14 protein-coding genes and 2 pseudogenes are annotated in these 22,372 nt (G+C 38.0%); 14 read left to right on the forward strand and 2 right to left on the reverse strand.

Annotated features, from left to right (window positions below; all coding sequences use genetic code 11):
• The first annotated feature begins 18 nt into the window (after nt 1–18).
• From AMD00_RS00370 to AMD00_RS00410, 9 genes and pseudogenes are all read left to right on the forward strand, one after another.
• Nucleotides 19–7,203 carry an amino acid adenylation domain-containing protein gene (locus AMD00_RS00370; RefSeq protein WP_407701107.1) on the forward strand — a complete coding sequence of 2,395 codons (7,185 nt, stop codon included), beginning with the start codon at nt 19–21 and terminating at the stop codon, nt 7,201–7,203.
• Between the two features lie 14 nt (nt 7,204–7,217).
• Complete coding sequence (locus AMD00_RS00375) at nt 7,218–7,439, forward strand: MbtH family protein (protein ID WP_053415127.1); 222 nt, start codon at nt 7,218–7,220, stop codon at nt 7,437–7,439.
• On the forward strand, nt 7,436–8,896 hold the full coding sequence (locus tag AMD00_RS00380) for an MDR family MFS transporter (RefSeq protein WP_211258594.1): 1,461 nt from the start codon (nt 7,436–7,438) through the stop codon (nt 8,894–8,896). Before AMD00_RS00375 ends, AMD00_RS00380 begins: the two co-directional genes overlap by 4 nt.
• Before the next feature lie 118 nt (nt 8,897–9,014).
• The gene (locus AMD00_RS00385; RefSeq protein ID WP_053415128.1) at nt 9,015–9,716 is read left to right on the forward strand and encodes a 4'-phosphopantetheinyl transferase family protein; all 702 of its coding nucleotides are present in this window, start codon (nt 9,015–9,017) and stop codon (nt 9,714–9,716) included.
• A gap of 460 nt (nt 9,717–10,176) precedes the next feature.
• Entirely contained in the window at nt 10,177–11,133 is a 957-nt protein-coding gene (locus tag AMD00_RS00390; protein ID WP_322787031.1) for an ABC transporter substrate-binding protein, read from the forward strand.
• Between the two features lie 150 nt (nt 11,134–11,283).
• Nucleotides 11,284–12,843, forward strand: coding sequence for a helix-turn-helix domain-containing protein (locus tag AMD00_RS00395; protein ID WP_169786284.1), 1,560 nt, complete (start codon nt 11,284–11,286; stop codon nt 12,841–12,843).
• 109 nt (nt 12,844–12,952) lie between these two features.
• Nucleotides 12,953–13,779, forward strand: a pseudogene (locus AMD00_RS00400) (HAMP domain-containing sensor histidine kinase); the annotation flags it as partial.
• A gap of 151 nt (nt 13,780–13,930) precedes the next feature.
• Nucleotides 13,931–14,644 carry a polysaccharide deacetylase family protein gene (locus AMD00_RS00405; RefSeq protein WP_053416735.1) on the forward strand — a complete coding sequence of 238 codons (714 nt, stop codon included), beginning with the start codon at nt 13,931–13,933 and terminating at the stop codon, nt 14,642–14,644.
• Between the two features lie 641 nt (nt 14,645–15,285).
• Nucleotides 15,286–15,636, forward strand: a complete 351-nt coding sequence (locus AMD00_RS00410; RefSeq protein WP_053415131.1) for a hypothetical protein — start codon at nt 15,286–15,288, stop codon at nt 15,634–15,636.
• A 174-nt stretch (nt 15,637–15,810) separates the two neighbouring features.
• Here AMD00_RS00410 and AMD00_RS24230 read toward each other — a convergent pair whose 3' ends face one another.
• Both AMD00_RS24230 and AMD00_RS00415 read right to left on the reverse strand, forming a co-directional pair.
• The gene (locus tag AMD00_RS24230; RefSeq protein WP_083446165.1) at nt 15,811–16,011 is read right to left on the reverse strand and encodes a winged helix-turn-helix transcriptional regulator; all 201 of its coding nucleotides are present in this window, start codon (nt 16,009–16,011) and stop codon (nt 15,811–15,813) included.
• Nucleotides 16,012–16,055: 44 nt separating this feature from the next.
• Nucleotides 16,056–16,532, reverse strand: a pseudogene (locus tag AMD00_RS00415) (hypothetical protein); the annotation flags it as partial.
• Nucleotides 16,533–16,926: 394 nt separating this feature from the next.
• Here AMD00_RS00415 and AMD00_RS00420 point away from each other — a divergent pair.
• The 5 genes from AMD00_RS00420 to AMD00_RS00445 all read left to right on the forward strand — a co-directional run bounded on the left by AMD00_RS00420 (nt 16,927) and on the right by AMD00_RS00445 (nt 22,033).
• Complete coding sequence (locus AMD00_RS00420; RefSeq protein WP_053415132.1) at nt 16,927–17,190, forward strand: hypothetical protein; 264 nt, start codon at nt 16,927–16,929, stop codon at nt 17,188–17,190.
• Between the two features lie 354 nt (nt 17,191–17,544).
• Nucleotides 17,545–18,177 (forward strand): histidine phosphatase family protein, encoded by a 633-nt coding sequence (locus AMD00_RS00425; RefSeq protein ID WP_053415133.1) that lies wholly within the window; start codon nt 17,545–17,547, stop codon nt 18,175–18,177.
• An 816-nt stretch (nt 18,178–18,993) separates the two neighbouring features.
• A complete protein-coding gene (locus AMD00_RS00435; protein WP_053415135.1) occupies nt 18,994–20,274 on the forward strand; it encodes an ammonium transporter in 1,281 nt (426 codons plus the stop codon).
• 59 nt (nt 20,275–20,333) lie between these two features.
• On the forward strand, nt 20,334–21,308 hold the full coding sequence (locus tag AMD00_RS00440; protein ID WP_053415136.1) for a DUF294 nucleotidyltransferase-like domain-containing protein: 975 nt from the start codon (nt 20,334–20,336) through the stop codon (nt 21,306–21,308).
• A 2-nt stretch (nt 21,309–21,310) separates the two neighbouring features.
• The gene (locus tag AMD00_RS00445) at nt 21,311–22,033 is read left to right on the forward strand and encodes an exonuclease domain-containing protein (RefSeq protein ID WP_053415137.1); all 723 of its coding nucleotides are present in this window, start codon (nt 21,311–21,313) and stop codon (nt 22,031–22,033) included.
• Nucleotides 22,034–22,372: the final 339 nt, after the last annotated feature.

Genomic DNA, 22,372 nt, shown 5'->3' on the forward strand with positions numbered 1-22,372 from the left:
GGAAGGAGGTAAGGCAGAGTGCTTAATATTCAGGATCAAGATGTGCGCTGGACGTTGTCCGGCGCGCAATCCGGTATCTGGTTCGCTCAGCAGCTTGAGCCAGATAACTCGATTTATAACACAGGGGAATACATAGAAATTGTTGGACAGTTTGATATAGAGCATTTTGAACATGCACTGAGGCAGGCGGTTAAGGAAGCGGAGTTTTTACATGTCCGTTTTGGCGAGGATTACAATGGACCGTTTCAAATCAGTGGAGAATCGGTTGATTTCCCTTTTAATTTCATGGATATGAGTAGAGAGGAAAATTCTCAGGAGAAGGCTATACAATGGATGAAAAAAGATTTGGCTCATCCTATTGACCTGAAAAGTGACCCGCTCTTCAATCAGGTCTTATTCAAGGTGGATTCGGACCGCTTTTTCTGGTATCAACGCATTCACCATATTGTCATGGATGCATTTGGATTCTCACTTATATCACAACGTGTAGCCAAACTATACACGGCACTGCAAAAAGGACAAAGTTTGGACGAAGGTGCTTTTTCTCCTTTACGTTCACTTCTTGAGGAAGATAAGTCGTACCGAGAATCCGAAAAGTTCGACATTGATCGTAAGTTTTGGCAAGAACGTTTTGCAGATCAGCCGGAGGTTATGAGCCTAGCAGATCGAGCACCTAGGACCTCTAAAGGCTTCCTTAGTCAAACGGGTTATCTATCATCTTCCGCGACACAAGCCTTAAAAGCGAATGCGCATATATATTCGGGAAGTTGGCATGAAGTGGTGATTGCAGTAACGGCTGTTTATGTGAACCGTTTGACAGGTTCGGAAAAGGTCATCCTGAGTTTACCGATGATGGGTCGCTTGGGTTCTTCCTCTTTGAATATCCCTAGTATGGTAATGAATCTATTGCCACTTCGGTTGTCTGTACAGCCAGAGATGAGTTTTAAAGAGTTGGTGAAGCAGGTTTCTAAGGAAGTCCGCACTATCCGCCGCCATCAAAAATACCGACATGAAGAATTGCGACGTGACCTTAAATTGCTTGGTGATAATCAGCGATTATTCGGACCACAAATTAATGTCATGCCTTTTGATTATGGACTCGATTTTTCAGGGAGTAAGGCGATTACACATAAGCTAGCCACCGGTCCTGTCGATGATTTGTCGATTAACATCTACGACAAGTCTGATGGAAAAGGGCTGAGGATTGATCTAGATGCTAACCCCGATGTATATAGCATAGAAGATTTAAGTACACATCATTCGCGTTTTTTGAGTTTTCTTGAAAAGGTCGCGATTGCAGAGAAGAATCAATCGATTGGGGAAATTGAGCTTCTTTTTCCTGAGGAACACCAGCAAGTCCTGCTTGAATGGAATCGAACGGCAAAAGATCTTTCATCTGGGCTTTTACCAGGATCGTTCGAGGATCAAGTTTCTAAAACACCTGATTTGACAGCAATAATGGATGGAAATACTAATCTTACTTATAAAGATTTAAACAAGCGAGTCAATCGACTGTCGCACCTCCTTTTGGAGAAGGGACTGGGACCAGAAAAATTCGTGGCTATAGCTCTGACGCGTTCTATGGATATGGTTATTTCCATGTTGGCTGTGTTAAAAACCGGTGCAGCATATTTACCTATCGACCCAGATTATCCATCAGATCGAATCGAATTTATGCTTGATGATGCCATGCCTGCAGCAATCATAACTAGTAAAGGGATTGCTTCTAAATTATCTGTTACCGAAGGAACGGAGCGCATCATATTGGATGAGAAAAAGACCATTACTGCTCTGAGGAATCAGCCAGATATAAATGTGGAGGATGAAAAAAGAAATGGAACCATGTCCCCACTTAACCCGGCTTATATGATTTACACGTCGGGTTCTACGGGGAAGCCAAAGGGTGTCGTAATCCAATCGGCAAGCCTTATCAATTTCCTTACTTCGATGCAAAGCAAATTTTCTTTAAATCAACGAGATCGGCTATTGGCAGTTACAACCATCGCTTTTGATATATCTGTTTTGGAAATCTTCATGCCACTTCTGAATGGGGCAAGCTGTGTCATAGCTACTAAGGAAACGGTTCAAGACCCTAGGACTTTGTCTGAGATAATCGTTCAACATGATATAAGCATCATGCAGGCCACACCTACACTTTGGCATTCACTTGTAGCGAATTATCCTGAAGTGATAAAGAATCTTAGAGTGCTAGTAGGAGGAGAGGCACTTTCAATCAGTCTAACCAACGCCTTACACCAATTAGGATGTGAAGTGACGAATCTGTACGGACCGACGGAAACGACAATATGGTCCACATCCATTACGCTTGAACCGAATCAGGGTGGTATGCCCTCTATCGGCAAGCCCATTTGGAATACACAGGTTTATGTGCTGGATGCTGCTTTGAAGCCTGTTCCTAAAGGAACTGTAGGTGAATTATATATTGCCGGTGCAGGGCTAGCACGTGGATATTTAGGTCGCCCGAATTTAACTGCTGAGCGATTTGTCGCTAATCCTTATGGTTCAAAGGGTAGCCGTATGTATCGAACCGGCGATCTTGTTCGTTGGCGTGGCGAGGGCTCACTGGATTATATAAGTAGGGCTGATCATCAAATTAAAATACGAGGGTTTCGTATTGAAATAGGGGAAATTGAAGCAAAGCTTACCAATCATCCTGACATTGAACAGGCTGCAGTCATCGTTCGCGAAGATCAGCCCGGGGATAAACGCATCGTTGCCTATATCGTTCGTTCTATAGATGCACCAGTAAATATTGTGGAAATTCGGGAATTTGTAGGCAGTGGTTTGCCGGAATACATGGTTCCATCCGCTATTGTTGAGATGAATGAGTTGCCATTGACTCCAAATGGAAAGCTCAACCGGAAGGAATTACCCGTGCCTGATCTCACTACACTTGTTTCTGATCGCGCTCCTAGAACACCGCAGGAGGAAATAGTCAGTGATCTTTTCGCCGAAGTTCTTGGTCTTTCACGAGTAGGTATAGATGATAGTTTCTTTAATTTAGGCGGTCACTCTCTTCTTGCCTCCACTTTGATGGCGCGAATAAGAGATACATTCGGAGTTGAAATAGGCATTGGTAAACTGTTTGAGACACCGACCGTTTCTGGTCTTGTCAAACAGCTTTCCAATGGGAGGAGTGCGAGGTTGCCTGTTAAAAAGGCACATAGACCAGAACAGGTCCCTCTTTCCTTTGCCCAACGGCGATTATGGTTCCTTCATAGTCTTGAAGGACCTAGCCCGACGTATAATATTCCGCTCGTTGCTGAATTGTCCGGCGAAATTGATACCAGGGCTCTCGAAGCTGCTATTAATGATGTAGTCGAGCGCCATGAAGCTTTACGAACGATCTTTCCCGTTACATCGGGTACAGCTCATCAATATGTGCTAGATTCTCCCGAGGTGCATGTGGAATTATTGGTATCACACATTTACGAGGCTGAGCTTGAAGCAGAAATTTTTATCGCTACGAGATACAGTTTCAATCTTGCAAAAGAACCGGCCATTTGTGCCCAGCTTTTCACAATGGCACCTGACAAGCATGTATTGGTTTTATTATTGCATCATATTGCAGGAGATGGATGGTCACTTACACCGCTTACTCGCGATCTGACCGCCGCTTATGTGGCGCGAAGTAAAGGTGTCGAGCCTAACCTATCGCCGTTGCCAGTACAGTATGCAGATTATGCGCTCTGGCAGGAAAATCTTTTAGGAAGTGAAAGTGATGAAAACAGTTTAGCCAATGAACAAATGGATTACTGGAAAGAGACATTAGCTAACTTGCCAGACCAATTAGAACTGTCTACTGATTATCCACGTCCCCTGGAATCCAGTTATCGAGGGGGTACGATTGAATTTTCGATAAATCCCGAAATGCATCAACGTTTATTGGATTTGGCTCGTGAAAATGGTGTCAGCTTATTCATGGTGTTGCAATCCGGTCTGACTGCCCTTCTCACTCGACTTGGAGCAGGTAACGATATTCCGATCGGAAGTCCGATAGCAGGTCGAAGTGATGATGCTTTAAGCGACCTGGTAGGGATGTTTATCAACACCTTAGTCTTACGGACGGATACATCCGGTAACCCTACTTTCCGAGAGCTTCTTGACAGGGTGCGAAGGGTCAATTTACATGCTTATGAGCATCAAGATTTGCCATTTGAGCGTCTGGTGGAAGTATTGAATCCAGTTCGGTCCCGATCTAGGCATCCATTATTCCAGATTATGTTGGCGCTGCAAAATACACCTGATCCTAAATTGGAGTTTCCAGGGGTACAATCCAACCTGAAGTTATATAGCGTAGGTGCTTCGAAATTCGATTTGACCATAGAATTCCGTGAAGTGCATGCTGAAAACGGCAGTCCGGATGGGATTAGCGGATTCCTTGAATATAGTACAGATCTATTTAAGCGGGAGACCGCCGAGATGTTAATATATCGTTTATTAAGGCTATTGGACGGCGCCATTTCGGAACCGAATCAGCATATTGGACTTTTGGATATACTGGCACCTGATGAGCGTCAAAAACTACTTGTGGATTGGAATGGGAGTTCCGAGGAAATAGCGCAGACGAGCATACCTGCACTACTTGAAGAACAGGTGAGAAAGTATCCTAACAATATTGCATTGGTATATGGGGACGCTTCATTGACATATGAAGCGGTAAATGAAAAAGCCAACCAGCTTGCCCATCTGCTGATTGCAAATGGTATTGGGCCGGAGCAGTTTGTCGCATTGGCCATGCCTAGATCATTGGAAATGGTTGTAGGATTGATAGCTGTACTCAAGGCAGGTGCCGCATATTTGCCTCTAGATCCTGAATATCCAAATGATAGATTAACGTTTATGCTTCAAGATGCTCAGCCAACTTGTGTCCTAACAAGTTCGAGTGTAGCTACGAAGCTTCCCGAGATGCATGATATTAGGCAAATCATACTTGATGAAGAAAGTACGATAGAAGAATTGGTACAACATTCTACACTTAATCCAACGGATAGTAATCTAATTCAATCATTATCACCTTTAAATTCAGCTTATATTATTTATACTTCCGGTTCTACCGGTGTACCAAAAGGAGTCGTAGTTCCCCATCAGAATGTAATTAGACTGTTTGCATCAACGGAACATTGGTACCAATTCAATTCTGAAGATGTCTGGACCATGTTCCACTCTTACGCTTTTGATTTTTCGGTTTGGGAGATTTGGGGAGCATTACTTAACGGAGGCAAGCTAGTTGTTGTTCCTCATTCAATCAGCAGGTCACCGGAGGAATTTTTACAACTACTTGCAAAAGAAAGAGTAACGGTACTAAACCAGACCCCATCAGCATTTTATTCATTAATGCAGGCAGATCGGGAAATGCCGACAATAGGTCAGGAACTTGCATTACGTTACGTAATCTATGGTGGAGAGGCACTTGAACTAAGTCGTTTGAAGGACTGGTATAGCCGTCATCCGGAGAATTCGCCATATCTAATCAACATGTATGGAATCACGGAAACTACCGTCCATGTCAGCTATCTTGAGCTTAATCAGAATATTACATCACTAAAAGCAAATAGCCTCATTGGCTGTGCAATACCTGATCTGGGGGTGTATGTGTTAGATGCTAGCTTACAACCAGTTCCGTCAGGAGTGGTGGGGGAACTCTATGTTTCCGGACCTGGTCTAGCCCGTGGTTATTTGGGTCGCCCAGGTTTGACGGCGGACCGTTTTGTCGCGAACCCATTCAGTTTATCTGGTGACAGGATGTACCGCACTGGAGATTTGGCTCGATGGCGCGAGGATGGATCTTTGGATTATATGGGACGTGCTGATCATCAGATTAAAATCCGCGGATTCCGTATTGAGTTGGGTGAAATCGAAGCATCGATTGCTCAACATTCCGATATTGAACAAGTTGCAGTAATGGTTCGTGAAGACAACCCAGGTGACAAGCGTCTTGTCGCATATGTAGTACCTGCATCGAATGTGACCTTTGATCCTACACAAGTACGTCGCTTTGTTGCTGAAGGCCTTCCTGATTATATGGTTCCTTCCACTTTTGTTGAAATGGAAGAATTACCTTTGACACAAAATGGTAAGTTGGATCGCAAGGCATTACCAGCGCCGGAATTCGGTGTCATTCGATCAGGGCGCGGTCCGAGAACCCCACAGGAAGAGATTCTTTGCGACCTTTTTATGGAGGTTCTCAATTTGCCTCATGTCGGAATAGAAGACGGATTCTTTGATCTTGGTGGTCACTCGTTGCTAGCTGTCCATTTAATGAGCAAAATCCGTGAAGCGCTTGGAGTTGAGCTGAGTATTGGTAACCTATTCGAGGCTCCGACTGTTGCGGGGCTCGCTGAGCGACTTGAAATGGGTACAAGCCTAAGTGCTTTGGATGTCCTGCTGCCGCTTAGGGAAAATGGGGTAGAACTTCCGTTATTTTGTGTACATCCAGCAGGTGGACTTAGCTGGTGCTATGCGGGGCTGATGACTGCTCTAGGACCTGACTATCCAATCTATGGGTTACAAGCACGTGGCATATCACAGAAAGAGCAATTACCGAAAACGCTGATTGAAATGGCAGCGGACTATATAGATCAGTTACGGACTATCCAGCCAAAAGGACCTTACCATCTATTGGGATGGTCTCTCGGAGGCAATGTCGTTCATGCAATGGCAACCCAACTACAAAATGAAGGAGAGGACGTTCGCCTTGTCGCAATCCTCGATGCATATCCAAGTCATTTCTTGCCGATAAATGAGGCACCAGATGATGAGGAAGCTTTAATCGCGCTGCTTGCATTGGGTGGATACGATCCTGATAGTCTAGGAGACCAGCCGTTGGATAATGCCAGTGCCATAGAAATACTGCGTAGGGACGGAAGTGCATTGGCTAGTTTAGAAGAAGAAACGATTCTGAACCTTAAAGAGACCTATGTGAATTCAGTTCGGATTATGAGTGAGTATAAACCAAAGACCTTTAAAGGGGATGTACTGTTCTTTAGATCGACGATTATTCCGGACTGGTTTAATCCCATTCACCCAGAAACATGGAACCCATTCATCCATGGGGAAATTGAACAGCATGATATCGATTGCCGCCATAAGGATATGTGTCAACCAGGACCGCTTGCTGAAATAGGCAAGGTGATTGCTGAAAAACTTTTCAATATGAAGAAGTTAGCTGAGATTAATTAAGGAGGAAATAACGGATGAGCAACCCTTTTGAGAATGAAAATGGTATCTATAATGTATTGATAAATGAAGAAGGTCAGCATTCCCTATGGCCCTCCTTTCTGGTTATTCCAGAAGGCTGGTCCATCATATACTGGGAGGAAAGCCGACAGGATTGCTTGGAGTACATTAACAAGAACTGGACGGACTTGCAGCCAAAAAGCTTGAAATTAGTTGCGAGTAGTGATGGAACAAAGTGAAAGCAAGGATACAGCTTGACCCTAAATTAGTAGTGAGCATCGTTTATGTAGCAGCGATGTTCATGGTTTCGATGGACGGGACGATCGTCAATGTGATCTTGCCAACGATCAGTAAGGAATTTAACATTGAACCCTCGTCAACGAGTGGTATTAACGTCGGATATTTAGTAAGTCTGGCAGTATTCCTCCCTGTAGCTGGGTGGCTTGGCGATCGTTTTGGGACCAAGAAAATCTTCTTGATGGCCTTGGGAGTCTTTACGGCGGCCTCCCTTTTATGCGGAGTTGCTAATAATCTTCAAACCTTGAACTTGTTCCGGATTTTGCAAGGGGCAGGAGGAGGTGTCCTGACACCAGTTGGGATGGCCATTTTATTTAGAACGTTTCCTGCTGAAGAACGACCTAAGGTATCCAGGTCCCTTGTGCTTCCCATTGCCTTCGCACCAGCCATTGGTCCGATCATTGGCGGTTTTTTTGCGGAACAGCTGTCATGGCGCTGGGCGTTTTATATAAATGTCCCTTTCGGAATTATCGTCTTGTTATTTGGTTTATTGTTTTTAAAAGAACATAAGGAGCCCGCCACTGGTAGGTTGGACCTCCCAGGATTCTTGCTATCGGCTGTAGGCTTTTCAATGTTAATGTATGCACTTAATATAGGGCCATCTAAAGGGTGGAGTTCCCCTGTCATAATGTATACAGGATTTGTGGGTTTCGTATGTGTTTGTTCGTTTGTACTGATTGAATTGCGTGTGAATAAACCAATGCTCGATTTGCGTTTATTAAATGATCGACTGTTTCGGACCTTAGGCATCATTTCATTATTTTCAATGGCCGGATTATTGGGATTGCTCTTTGTGTTTCCACTAATGTACCAAAATGCAACGAATGCCACACCTTTAGAAAGTGGACTTGCTACTTTTCCAGAGGCACTGGGTTTGATGGTTGCGTCTCGAATGATGCCTTGGACCTCCAAGAAACTAAGTATAAATCAGGTGATTTGGATAGGACTACTGTTGACAACTATGATTTTTTCACTGATAAGTATTGTTGGTCCTACAGCGAATTCTTGGTTCCTTCGGGTCCTATTGTTTAGCGTTGGCCTATGCTTGGGACATACTGTGGTTGCAGTCCAGTTTTCAACTTTTACTAATATCACTTCGGCTTCTATGGGAAGGGCCACTACATTGTTCAATGTTCAAAACAGAATTGGTTCTGCCTTTGGAGTAGCCATCTTAGCTAGCATTTTAGGGGCGGTGGGCAATGGATTGGTGGAAACATCTGGTGGAGAACCTTTTAATTTGGTTTCCTATCAATTAGCTCTATTCGGTTCTGTAGTTTTCCTCATAATAGCTCTATTATTTGCACTAAGTTTAAGGAAGGAAGATTTTAAGGCGGTTATATCGAAACAGGTTACTCCCAAGCCTTCTCATATAGAACCAGTCATAAGAGGAAGGGAGTAAATCAGTTTTTATAATGGGGGGGTTGCTGTGATTTTAAACAGTGACCTCTTTGTCTCTTTGTTTTCAAACATTTTGACACTCAATTTATCGGTCAGTTAAGCGGTAGGAGGTAGGAGAATTGATTGAAGTATATATTTGTAAATTACCTGCAAAAAGAGATAAAACGACTTTAAACAGTTTGCTTTCTTATGTATCAGCGGAAAGGCAAAATCAAGTGAAGAAATTCATGAAGATTGATGATTCGTACCGCTCATTGATAGGAAATCTGATGGTACGTATTCTTCTTAAAGAACGATACGGTTCTAGTATTGAGGAAATAGAAGTGTGTATAAATACATATGGTAAACCTTTTTTATGTGGGTATCCTTCTTTTCACTACAATATTTCCCATTCCGGTGAGTACGTGGTTTGTGCTGTTCATGATGAAGAAGTTGGTGTGGATATAGAAAAAGTAAGACCATTAGACTTGCAGCTTGCAATGGGATTATTTACAGAAGAAGAATATCGGGATTTGTTGAACGCCAAAGAGGATAGAATTCATGCTTTTTATGATATATGGACCTTAAAAGAAAGTTATATTAAAGCCATTGGTAAAGGACTGTCGTGTCCCTTAAATTCTTTTAATGTAAAAAAACATAACCTTGACTCTATTCAATTAACGGATGTACTTATAGGTAAACCAATTACTGATTATATTTGCAAACAATATATGATCGATAGTGACTATAGCCTTTCAGTTTGTGCACATCAGGCGAATATCAATCAATTTAACCAATATCTTAATTTAGTTTCCTTTAAAGAAATATGCTGTGCTTTATGAGTTATCTAAAACGTTAACTTTCTTCTGAATACTTTTGCTACCTATTAAAATCAGTAATTCTAGTCTTTTTTAATCAAACTTAATGATTGGTTTCATAATCTTGAGATATTGAACGGTAACATTATCTTGGAACATGCGCTTTAGTAGAAGATCTTTGAGCTGTTCAGACGGCTCTTTTTTCTTCTTCAACTAAAGGGGTAGATTAATTTAATAAGAGACAATACTTAGATTTTATAATTAAATATCACTTCACAACTTATATTGATGATAATGTATGAAAATATTCTTGAATAGTATTTGTGCAAAATAGATTCAGATATGTGCATTGAGGAGGTTCTATGTAAGGAATATAATGAAAAGTGAGTCAAATGATAATGATTATCATTTCGTGGCTACAAAAACTAAATAAAGGAGTGAGCATATAATTATGGCGATGCGAAAAATAGGAAACATTCGTTGGTTGATCGTCCTACTAGTTATTATAGTAAGTTTAACAGGTTGTAACGGTGAAAAGGAAACTTCGACGAATAATGAAGAGAATAATGAAGATAATAAAAAAATAAGCAATAAGGAAGAGGGTAATGATACAAGGAAGGTTAAAGATGCTTTTGGCGAAGTAGAAATTCCTGTCAAGCCGAAAAGAGTAGCAGGAATTTATTTAGAGGATTATATGTTGGCACTAGGAGTGGAACCGATTGTACAATGGTATCATCCAAGTTGGGGTAAACAAGAGTATTTAGGACTGACAGATGTTCCTTTATTCGATATAACAGGAAGTTTGGAAGCTATGCTGGAAAAAAAACCCGACTTAATTATATTGCCGGGGGCAATGGATGAATCTTATCAATTGTATTCTAAAATCGCGCCTACTTATCGCGTACCTGACGATGTGCTTGGGGATGCAGAAGAAACACTCAAAACAGTTGCTGATTTATTAGGTATTCCAGAAAAGGATACTAGCGTACTAGCAGATTACAAACAGAAGATTGCCGACACCAAAGTGAAGTTAGAAGAGGTTATTGGCAGAGAGACAGTTGCTGTCGTACGTCTCGATGTTGGGGACAAGCCGGAGTTCCGTTTATTCGGTCTGAATAATGCATATACGGGCATGATTTACAAAGACCTTGGTTTGGAACCGTTCAAGTGGGTGAAAAAGATTAAGGCACATGATGTTATATCACAAGAAAAAATCCCAGAGTTTACCGCTGATCACATTATCATCTTCCCATCTAATGGTACGTGGGACTCCGAGTCCAATGAGAAGGCAGTTGCACTGCTTGATGATCCGTTATGGAAAGGTATTCCCGCTGTTAAAAACGGACATGTTTATCAACTGGAACGATCTCATTGGCAGTCAGGGGCGATTACAGCGAATTCTATGAAAATGGAAGATTTGCTAAATTTGATAGTGAACTAATAGCTTTAGTAATAGGGTATCGAGAAACAAATGAGAAAGCTCTTTCAGCTTCATTGAAGAGCTTTCTTTTTAAGATTATCATAATCGAAAGGGCGATGTATGATGTGTAGTGGAGTGGTGCCTCCCTGTTATCCGGCAGTTTTTTATATTATGGTTGGTATCAGGCATATCAATTTGAATATGTTGAACAGTGTAGAATTTATTGATGCTGAAGAACACATGCTATTTGCAATAACGGACGGCGAGGCAAACATGGATATTGGATATGGTGCCCAAGAAATTGGTAGAGGGAGTCTAGCTATAGTGAAACCAAATCAAGCCGTTCACATCGATCCATATAAAAATAGTATTTCTTTTTATGTTATTACATTCAAAGTGATTCAAATTCCAAATTCGAATACTTCTAATCATAAGCGCAAATCTTCAATTTTTCCAGACACTGGTCCGTGGAATTGTGTTCCATTTTCGAAATGCATTGATTTGTTAGAAGATATTGAACGGCATAGTCATGAGAAAGACGAATTGTTGCAATTTTACAATCATGTACGATTCGAAGAATTACTTAGTTTTGTGCTTCAGCAAAGTGTAAGTTTTGCCTCCGCACCAGATTTACGGAGTGCTGTTAAAGGCTCGATTGCTTATTTAAAAGACAATTTTGCTGAGCAAGTGACAGTGGCTAAGCTTGCAGAAGAGGTGAACATGTTTCCGTGGCAATACTCGCAAATATTCAAAGAGCTTACTGGACAAATTCCTCTTAGTTTTGTAAATAATCTGAGAATCGATCAAGCGAAGCATTTACTATTAAAAACAGAGGATCGTATACATGAGATAGCCCATCATGTTGGTTTCAACAACGAGTTTTATTTTAATAGGCGCTTTAGTAAGGCGGTCGGTGTAGCTCCGGGACAGTATCGTAAACAAAACCGAAGTACGATTCGTATTGTTTCTTTATTTATGGAGGATTTACTAGTAACATTAGGCATTACTCCCGTTGTTCAGTGGTTCCACCCAGCATGGGGGCAGCAAGATTATCTCGGACTTATGCATGTTCCAACATTTAATGTTTTGCAAGAAAGCTACGAATCACTTTCTAAATATGAGCCCGATTTAATTATTGCACGTGGAAGTGATTACGAGTACCAACCCAGCAAATATGAGCAATGTAAGCAATTTGCAAATACTGATATTATCACACAAGATGACGCAGACTGGCGTTTAACATTACGAACTCTAGCGGAGCGATTAGGGCGTATCGATCAGGCCGAGAAGGCCATTCAGCAATATGAAGATAAATTAAGCAGTGCTAGGAATTTGTTGATCCATTCAAGGAAAAACCAAACGTATGCCTTCATAAGATTTAAGGTCGATTGCATCGTTATCGATCAACAATATACTAAGCCATTTCTTTCCGAGGATTTAGGTATTACTCTTCATCCGATGGCTCAGAAGCTAACTCTTGAGGAGAGTAGAGCAGGCGTATCATGGGAATGGTTAAAATCGCTAGATGCAGATTATATTTTCTTCGTGTTTGATAAATGGCATGAGGAAGAAATAGGGGCAGAAAGACTTCAGATTAATCATCCGTATTGGAAAGAAATCCCGGCTGTTCGAAATTGCTGTGCATTTGAAGTCGACTTTATGACATGGATGAATCATGGACATCTAGCCAGTAGTAAAAAACTAGATGATGTACTGAAAATGTTAATTTAATATTGAGATAATGCCATAGAACACTTTTAAGAAGGTCTATAGTTCCTATTAAACTCCCCTGGAATGATATGTTCAGGGAAGGTAATGTGTTGGACAGGATGGTTCCAAAATAATTGACAGTGTTCAAAACATTGCAAATGGAAAACTGGGTCATACTATTGAAATAAAGGGTAATGATGAGTTAAGTCAACTTGCTAAGAATATCAACTATATGTCAAAAGAGTTTGAAAGTAAGTTCGAACATGGGAGGAAAATAGAGAGTGCAAAAAACGAACTGATTACAAATATTTCTCACGATTTGCGTACACCTTTAACTTCTATCATTGGATATGTAGATTTGCTAAGAAAAAATGAATATAAAGATGAAGAACAATTATATGATTATCTGGAAACCATTTATTCTAAATCACAAAATTTCAGCCAACTCATTAATGAACTATTTGAATACACAAAACTTACGAGCCCTGATCTAAAATTAAAATTTACTGAAGTTGAATTAGGTGGATTATTAGAACAAATAATAGGAGAGTACTTGCCAATATTAGAAAAAGAAGGCCTGGATATTCAAAAATCAATAACGGAAAAAGATATTCTCGTATCAATGGATATTGAAAAAATGATACGTGTCTACGATAACCTATTAATGAATGCGATACATACATTGTGAAACCCTCTTTAATAAAGATACATCTTCAGATAGTAGGTATTAAAGCTGTTTTTACAATATCTAATCAAACAGAGAACTTACAAGTACAAGACGTTTCTAAATTATTTGAGCGTTTTTATCGAGGGGATAAGGCAAGAAATGAAGATGGAGGGTCTGGTAGTGGACTTGCTATCACTAAAAGAATTATAGAGCTTCATGGTGGAACAATTGAGGCTGATTATAAAGAAGGCTGGTTAACCTTTACAATTGAATTTATCGATAAAGAATAATGGCTTATAGGAAAACGATTTCCTGTAAGTCATTTTTTATATTTTGGTTAGGGCTGCTGTTATGATTTATTGAATGTATTTTTTTTGGGGATTCACAAATAATATATAGAGAATTTATTTGTGGGGAGTGAAAAAATTGAAACGAATTATTATGATTTTGTCAGTATGTGCTATTTTTATCTCGATATTTTATTTCACATTGATTACTTCCGCGGATAAAGGAAGAAAGTATTACGAACAAGCAGGGCAGATTGTTTGGGAAATCAATACGGAAGAAAAAATTATTGCCTTGACGTTTGATGATGGCCCTCATAGAAAATACACGCCTGAGATTTTAGATTTACTTGCCAAATATAATGCAAAAGCAACCTTTTTTATTGTGGGTGAAAATGCAGAAAAGAATCCCGGAGTCATTTTACGAATGTATGAAGATGGGCATGAATTAGCAATTCACACATATACACATCCGCTTAAAACTAATGTATCCAATTTAATGAAAGAAATAAAGCAAACACATGAAACGATTTATGGTATTACTGGCTATTCTCCCGTATTATTCAGACCTGTCGAAGGACAATACACGGATGGGATGATAGATGCAATTGTAAAGGCCGGGTATAAAGTGGTTATGTGGTCTTGGCATCAAGATACAATGGATTGGAAAAATCCTGGTGTTAATAAAATTATAGATACTGTTTTAAAAGGTGCAAAGGAAGGAAATATAGTTCTTTTTCATGATGGAGGTGGGAATCGAGAACAAACAATTAAAGCATTGGAAGAAATCCTACCAAAACTCAAAAATGAGGGATATAAATTTGTAACGATTTCAGAGTTACTTGAGGTGCAAAAAGCAAAAGAAAAATAAAAAGACGCTGCTTTTGTAAACGATGTATACTCCCTTATCTAATAATTCACTGAAGTAGGTGGAATCTTATTATAGTTCACAATATCAGTCGGTAAAGGGAAAAGTAGGGATTAACTGTTTAGATAAATAGTTCAGAGGAAATGTAAGCAATTCTGAATCCATCACAAACAGAGAAATCCTTACTCGACCTTGATGTTAGACCACCAAATTTTATAGTGCCATTGATGCCTGAACTATATTACAAAGAGGATTTAGAGCCTAGACTAGAAGGTTTAACTGTTTTAGTTTTTTTCGTAAGTTAAAGCTTTTTTCTCGATGCTTGTTATACGGGATATCACACTATGTCCCAATCAGCATAATAATGTGTTATCAAGTAGAGGGTGAAAATGTTAGTTGTCGGGATTAAATCACTCGGGTGCCTTAGTTCTACCCTGGCTACTATCAATCTATAAATTGAATGCAAATAGTCAACCAAATTACTCTGGCTAACCTTATAAAACGAAATGAGTACTTTAGTAGAAGATCTTTGAGCTGTTTAGACAGCTCTTTTTTCTTATTGAATAAAAGGGTCAATTTAGTTGAATAAGAAAAGTCTTATAAAGATAACTCGGGTATAATTGGAAAATAAGAGAGGTGAATAGATGGATGATGTAATTGGTTATGTAGTAATTGTTTTTTTAATTTTAGTTTTCACATACGGTTTAGTAATACAAGTTCAACATACTTTAACCTTCCAAAAAGCTAATACATCAGATGTATCTAATTACAGAAGATTGTTATTAGGCAATTATGTAATGTGTGTTTCATTTTTTGGTTTTCTTATTTCTTTTAGACTAAACGTTTTAGTTGCGTTGCAGATTATCCAGTTAAATTTCATTACAAGTGATAATACTGGTTTTAGTTGTTTTGTATTTTTAGTGGTTCTTTTAATTGCTAAATTCGGAGTTATTCCTATTCCTAAAAATCGTCAACGAAACGAATTATTAAAATGATAACAGGTTATATTATGTTTTATTAATTTTTCACTTAAACTAACGGGACAGTTTAGTTAAATATCGAGTTTGTTGTGCCGTTTAACAATACAGAAAAAGGGTTGAAGAAATAAGAAGTGCTAAAAGAATAATCCTTGTTTTAATGAACTGGAACTGTATCCTAAATAAGGACGGCTATTCAAAAGGAGTTAAGTGACCTACACTTAACTCCTTTATTTCTGTCTTGAATAACACTAATACAGGAAGAAGTTGTTCTCCTAAATCTGTTAATCTGTTCTCTACGTTGATAGGTAATTTATCAAATATTTCTCTTTGGATTAAACCATCATCTTCTAACTCTTTTACTTCTTTTAATTTGGCTGTTTTCTCAAAGATTGTTGCTTTTAATTACTTAATTGAACAATAGTCAATGACCTAGTTCAATTAACCTGCCCCACTGCCGTAATTTTGCAAGTTGAAATTGCAAATCTAAATATATCAGAATTTATTTGTAAAGTACCTAACACTATGCCAAGACCTGTTTGTTCCACGTTAAAATTAGTTGCAGTATCACCATCACTTACTAAAAGATTCACTGTAGAACCGATAAGTGTACCCAGCAATTGTCTAATTGGTCGTTCACGACAATCACATTCGCACCCAGAATCAACAGGTGGTAACAAGTTAATTGTAGGTCCCGGCGGCAAAAATCCTACCCCTATAACATCAGAAATATTTACCGCATAGGTTATTACCCCGTCTGTAACAGTGACTAAAAAATCATTCACTTTAGTAATAGTGAATAAAAAAAAGAAAGGCGGTGCATTTACCTGGTCTACAATGGTGGCAAGAATTACAGTTTGCCCAATAAGTTGTTTTAAGACGGACTGAAGCGGGGAAACACAACAGTCACAAATACTCAAAGAGGGGGCGGCTGGATGACAACAACTATTAAGTGCTTTGTGCTTAACCGGTGGACACCATTCGTTAGGCTTCATTCTAATAATTTTCTTTTTATTGGACATAAATCCACCTCCACATTTCTTATATAATATGTTTTTTAAGAAGTATGAGATGAGAGTAATGCCTAATCAGGTTCTTGTTGAATAGCAACAATCTTTTCGAAAACAGCCTTTAATATAAATCTACACTATTAACACAATATTGCCCTTGTGTTAATGATAATAAGATTGCATATGCATATGCAATAGTGACATATAGTTGTGTTATAGGAAGGAGATTAACTTTAGAAACTGAGGTTATAGGAGTTTGGGGTAATGTACTCGATTATGTAGAAGGGGAGGAAATTAGGTGGAAGCCATTAAGGTGAAAGAGAAATATCATTTCGAGCCTTTACTGTACGGAATAATTTCTTTTTTTATACCGGTTTTAGGATTTTTCGTTGCAATAGGTGGGATTATTTCTTATATAAAAGCAAAAAAAGAAATTGCTACAAATAAGGGTAACTCTTCTATGCTTGTTAATTTTGGTTTAGTTGTTATTATTTTAGGAATAATATATCAGTTGCTACCAATATTAGCTATATTAACTGTCAGGAAATTACTAACAGGGTGATAGCAAACCTGTAAGTTGCATATAAAAAATCCCTAGCAACTTCTTTCTGCCTTCCTCAATTCTTAGATATTCATAAATATGGACAAGTTAAATAAGATTAAAGATACACTGTGTTCCTGTAAATATTTTAATAATAGGAACAAGATTGATTATTTGTAAAGTTAGATTAAAATCATCTCACCTCTATTGATTTCCTAGAGTTGAGATGATTTTTTTATTGGATATTTATGTTAATGTTAATATAGAGATTTTGTAGAAATGAACTTAAACAAACGGAGTTCAACAAGATATTGAAATCTTGTTATATTTATATAAGTGAAGCTAAATTAATATTTTTTTGGGAGGGATAGCAGAATGAGCAATATTATCTTGATACAGCATTGTCAATCTGAACACCATATAAATAATATGTCAGGAGGATGGACGGATACTCCTTTAACAGATTTAGGAAGAAAACAAGCAAAACTTTTAGGGGACAAATTAAAAGAGAAAATAGTAGATCATAACGAATATGCTTTATATTCATCTGATTTATTAAGAGCAGCACAAACAGCAGAAATAATTGGCAATCAGATAAACTTAAGAGTCAACAAAAATAAAGGACTTCGTGAAATAAATACTGGGATTGCAACAGGGAAAACAAAAGATTGGGCAAGAGAAAATAGAATACCAATGAAAAATAGTAGATTGGATTTAGATCATCAAGAGTTTAAAGACGGAGAGACATGGAGACAGTTTTATAGTCGTGTTTGTAGTTGTATGCTTAGTATATCTGAAAAAGAGAAGGGGAAAAATTTATTGATTGTCACACATGGTGGTACTTTGGGGTATATTACTGCTTGGTGGATGAAATTTGAACCTGAAATGATTGTGGACGCATATTTTTCTTCATCAGTAGGAGGTATTACGGTTCTAAGTCAAAATAGCTTTCAACAGAACGTTATAAATAAGTTTAATGATACCTCTCATTTATCTTTATTGAACTAATGAGGTGCGTTAGTGGAATAAGGAAATTGCTTTGATATGCAAGGAGATTTTAAGTGAAGGGTTATTATTTATTATTAATTTGTTTTATTTTTGGATCAATATTTTCAATAATCCTAAGTTTTAAATGGACTAAAAAAGAAGCTGCAAGAGGGACAGGGCCATCATGGACAATTAGTGCTGGTAACCCTTTGATTAATTTTTTATTAGGTATAGTTAAATGTATGTCATTCAAATTCCAAAAAATTAATGTTATTATTTTATCATTTCTAAGTTTAATATTTTTTTCTTTGTTACTCTTTTTTACATAACAAAATTGAATTGAAAATAAGATTGTTCATTTATAATGAAGATTGATAATTTGTAATATAGTTTGATTAAGATCATCTCACCCCTTTATATTTCTTAGGGGTGAGATGCTTTTTTATTTTGATATGTAAGTTAATTCACTATAGATATTGTGGAAAAATGTACTTAAACTAACATGGAAGAATAATTGGAGAACATTTAACTAAATGTTCTTCAATTGCTTGTCCTTTAGGCAAAAAAACTGAGCTAATTTAATTTGGAAAGAATTCATTTTGAGCATTCATTTTCAAAATGAATGCTTTTATTTTTCAATGAATATAGATACATTTGTTCTTTTAGTGATATTGAAACCCTTTTCATGTTAGTTTTTCTAACGTAATTTCTATTTATTCTGAAAATTCTGTTGACAATAGGTGAGAACAAGGTAAAATAAAGAATACAAATAAGATGTTATGTTTTCTTACACCAAAATAACAAGAAAACTAACATGCTGAAAAGGGGAGTATGAGGATGGATGTTATGTATTTGATGAACAGCCTGTGGACGATGCTAGGTGCAATTTTAGTAATCTTTATGATTGGTGGATTTATCTTACTTGAGGCTGGTTCAACAAGAATGAAAAACGCTGGCCACGTAGCAGGAAAAACAGTCTTTACTTTTGGTTTAGCATCATTAGTTTTCTGGGCATTAGGCTATGGGTTTATCTTTGGCAGTGATGCAAATTTCTTTGTCGGCATGTCAGAATTCTTCTATTCAGGAGAATTGGTTAAGGATTCAGGGCTTGCTACAACTGTATTTTTTGTCTTCCAACTAGCATTTGCAGGTATATCAGTTACAATCGCACTCGGTGGATTTGCAGAGCGTGCGAAGTTCTCAGCATACGTCATCTTCACGATTCTATTTGGAGTATTAGTTTATCCAGTCATTGCACACTGGATTTGGGGCGGTGGCTGGCTAGCTGAGCATGGAAAACAAGATTTTGCGGGATCAACAGTCGTCCATTTAACGGGGGCAATGGCAGCTCTTGCAGCGACTATCTTGCTGAAACCAAGAATTGGGAAATATAATAAAGATGGTTCGGCGAATAATCTTGCTGGTCATAATCAAGTGTATACTGCTTTAGCTGTATTAATCTTGTGGGTTGGTTGGTTTGGATTTAATGCAGGTAGTACTGTATCTGTTGATGGTGCATTTTTTGGATTTGTTGCTTTAAATACAAATCTTGCTGCAGCAGCAGGTGCAGTCGCAGCGACTCTAATTTCGTGGGTAGTGTTAGGTAAACCTGATATTACAACGATTTTAAATGGTGCGCTAGCAGGGTTAGTAGCAATTACAGCATCATGTGCGTTTGTAGATGTTTGGGCTTCTGTAGTCATTGGGTTCGTAGCAGGTGTCATAGTATTCTATAGTACTAGATTTTTTGAAAAGAAAAAAATTGATGATCCAATCTTCGCATTATCCGTACACGGAACAGCAGGTATATGGGGCACATTATCAACAGGGCTCTTTGCTACACCTGAACTTGCGACAGTAGGTAAACCGGGCTTACTTTATGGCGGTGGTTTTGAACAGTTAGGTGTACAGTTAATGGGAGTTGCAACATCTGGTGCTTATGCATTTACTGTATCGTATGTCATCTTATATATCATGAAAAAAGTAATGGGTGGTATTCGAGTTAGCGAGGAAGAGGAAATTATGGGACTTGATATGAGTGAGCATGGTAACTACGGGTATCCTGAGCAAATGGTTTTAGAAGAGTCAAACCTACGTCCAGTTGTAGAAACTAAGTAACATTAATATTGCAAAAGCCCCTTATAAGGGGCTTTTGGTGTAAAAAGGGAAGTGTTGCTGTGGAAACAGATGTTAGAACGTATGAATCTATAAAGGAATGGAAGGATAAAAATATTGCCTCTTTTCTAGATGATACGGATTCTTTGAATAAATTTCATGATCAAGTAATGTCCAAAGTATTTGATTTAGCTATCAGTCGCGTGAACAAGGGAAGCCCCCCCTGTGAGTTCTCATGGTTTATAACAGGGAGCGGTGGCAGATGTGAGCAAGGAGTCATCAGTGACCAAGATCACGGATTGATATATGAAATATCGAATGTAGAAAATGATATCTATTTTAAGAAACTCGGTGAAGAAGTATCTTATGGACCATTCATCGTTGGTTATCCATATTGTCAAGGTAATGTCATGAGCTCAAATTCACTTTGGTGTAAGTCAAAGCATGAATGGAAAGAGCAGCTTCTAAAATGGATGGAAGACGAAAGCTGGGATGCTATTCGTTACTTGCAAATATTTTATGATGCAAGAGTTTTAACAGGGAGAAATTCATATGTAGAAGAATTGAAAATGGTTATTTACGAATATCAATTAAAACATCATACAGTTTTAAAGCGTTTTATGGAGAATGTTACGCATGTTAAGAATGTCATTGGTCCACTTGGTCAAATTTTAGTAGAACAACATGGCCTGTACCAAGGTAGTGTGAATCTAAAATATGCAGCGTTTTTACCTTATGTGAATGCTATTCGATTATTGTCCATAAAAGAAGGTGTTTATGAAACTTCTACCCTAGATAGAATGAATTGCTTGAAGCAAACAAAGGGATATTCAAAGGCATTAAATGGTTGTGAGGACAATTTCTTAACGTTATTAAAATATCGTCTTACATTATTTCAAGTGGAATCCTATACGGATACACATTACTTAAATATAGAAAGTCTTCATAAGGAACAACGTAAAGAAATAAAAAGAATTCTAAAAGATGGTAAAAAGCTTCATGATTATATGATAGCTCTTATCGAAAAAGGGTGTTAACAATGGTTTTTGAACCGTTTATCCAACTATTGAGAGGAATTCAAGGTAAAAGAAACACGGGTAGAATAGGTGATATTCAAAACTCACAACAAATGGCTTATTTAAGGCATTTGCAAAAAGAAGTGAATCAAGAAAAAGCATTAAATACGCCCTTGGATGAACTAAATGTAGTAGTTTTCGATATAGAAACAACAGGCTTCTCTCCTGAAAAAGGAGATGGAATACTCTCAATTGGTGCAATTAAAATGAGTGGAGAAACTATCATAAAAGAAGAGGAATTTTACTCGCTTGTTCATTTTGAACAGAACATTCCCCAGGAAATTATTCGGCTTACCGGTATCACAAATGAACAAATAATAGAAGCTCCAAGTTTATCTGAAGTTCTCATCCATTTTCTTCAATTTAAAGGGGATTGTACACTTGTAGCACATCATGCAAATCATGAAAGGCAATTTATGCAACAGGCTAGCTCAAAGTTATTTCGCACACCTTTTAAACATCGAATTGTGGACACTTCCTTCCTATATAAGATTGTTGAGCCAAAATCAAAAAATGTGAAACTTGAGGAATTATGTGAGCAAAATGGTATTTCAGTGGTGAATCGTCACCATGCATTAGGGGATGCCAAGTTGACTGCTGAACTGTGGAGCTTATATGTAGCAAAAGTTCAGCAATTGGGTTGTGGAACATTAAATGATGTTTATGAGCGTTTTGCGAGGATATAAAACATAATGATGCAATGAAAAATACAATAGAATAAATTATCTTGATATAATAATGTTTTTTTATGATTTTTAATAGAAAATTGATAGATTTGAATGAAATATATGATGCTTCATGTAAATGGAAGCATTTCTATAACGATAAAGTTTTTAATGGGGTGTCAATGAGTCTTAATAGGACTTATTAGACAGCCCTTTTTTTAGTCGTAGAACCTAAACGAAAAATCTAAGAAAATAGTGTTTGATGTTGTGTATAGATTTATTTGGCTAAATTATTTAAATTCCCATAAATAAGGTGATTTCAATCAAATCTAGTACAAAAAGTGAAAATATTTTAATATT

It is taken from the genome of Viridibacillus arvi (assembly GCF_001274945.1).
Lineage (GTDB): Bacteria > Bacillota > Bacilli > Bacillales_A > Planococcaceae > Viridibacillus > Viridibacillus arvi.

Bases quoted from the DNA above. Each gene is read 5' to 3' on its own strand.
- AMD00_RS00375 (WP_053415127.1), top strand. From the start codon at position 7,218: ATGAGCAACCCTTTTGAGAATGAAAATGGTATCTATAATGTATTGATA.
- AMD00_RS00395 (WP_169786284.1), top strand. From the start codon at position 11,284: ATGGTTGGTATCAGGCATATCAATTTGAATATGTTGAACAGTGTAGAA.
- AMD00_RS00405 (WP_053416735.1), top strand. From the start codon at position 13,931: ATGATTTTGTCAGTATGTGCTATTTTTATCTCGATATTTTATTTCACA.
- AMD00_RS00410 (WP_053415131.1), top strand. From the start codon at position 15,286: ATGGATGATGTAATTGGTTATGTAGTAATTGTTTTTTTAATTTTAGTT.
- AMD00_RS00425 (WP_053415133.1), top strand. From the start codon at position 17,545: ATGAGCAATATTATCTTGATACAGCATTGTCAATCTGAACACCATATA.
- AMD00_RS00435 (WP_053415135.1), top strand. From the start codon at position 18,994: ATGGATGTTATGTATTTGATGAACAGCCTGTGGACGATGCTAGGTGCA.
- AMD00_RS00445 (WP_053415137.1), top strand. From the start codon at position 21,311: ATGGTTTTTGAACCGTTTATCCAACTATTGAGAGGAATTCAAGGTAAA.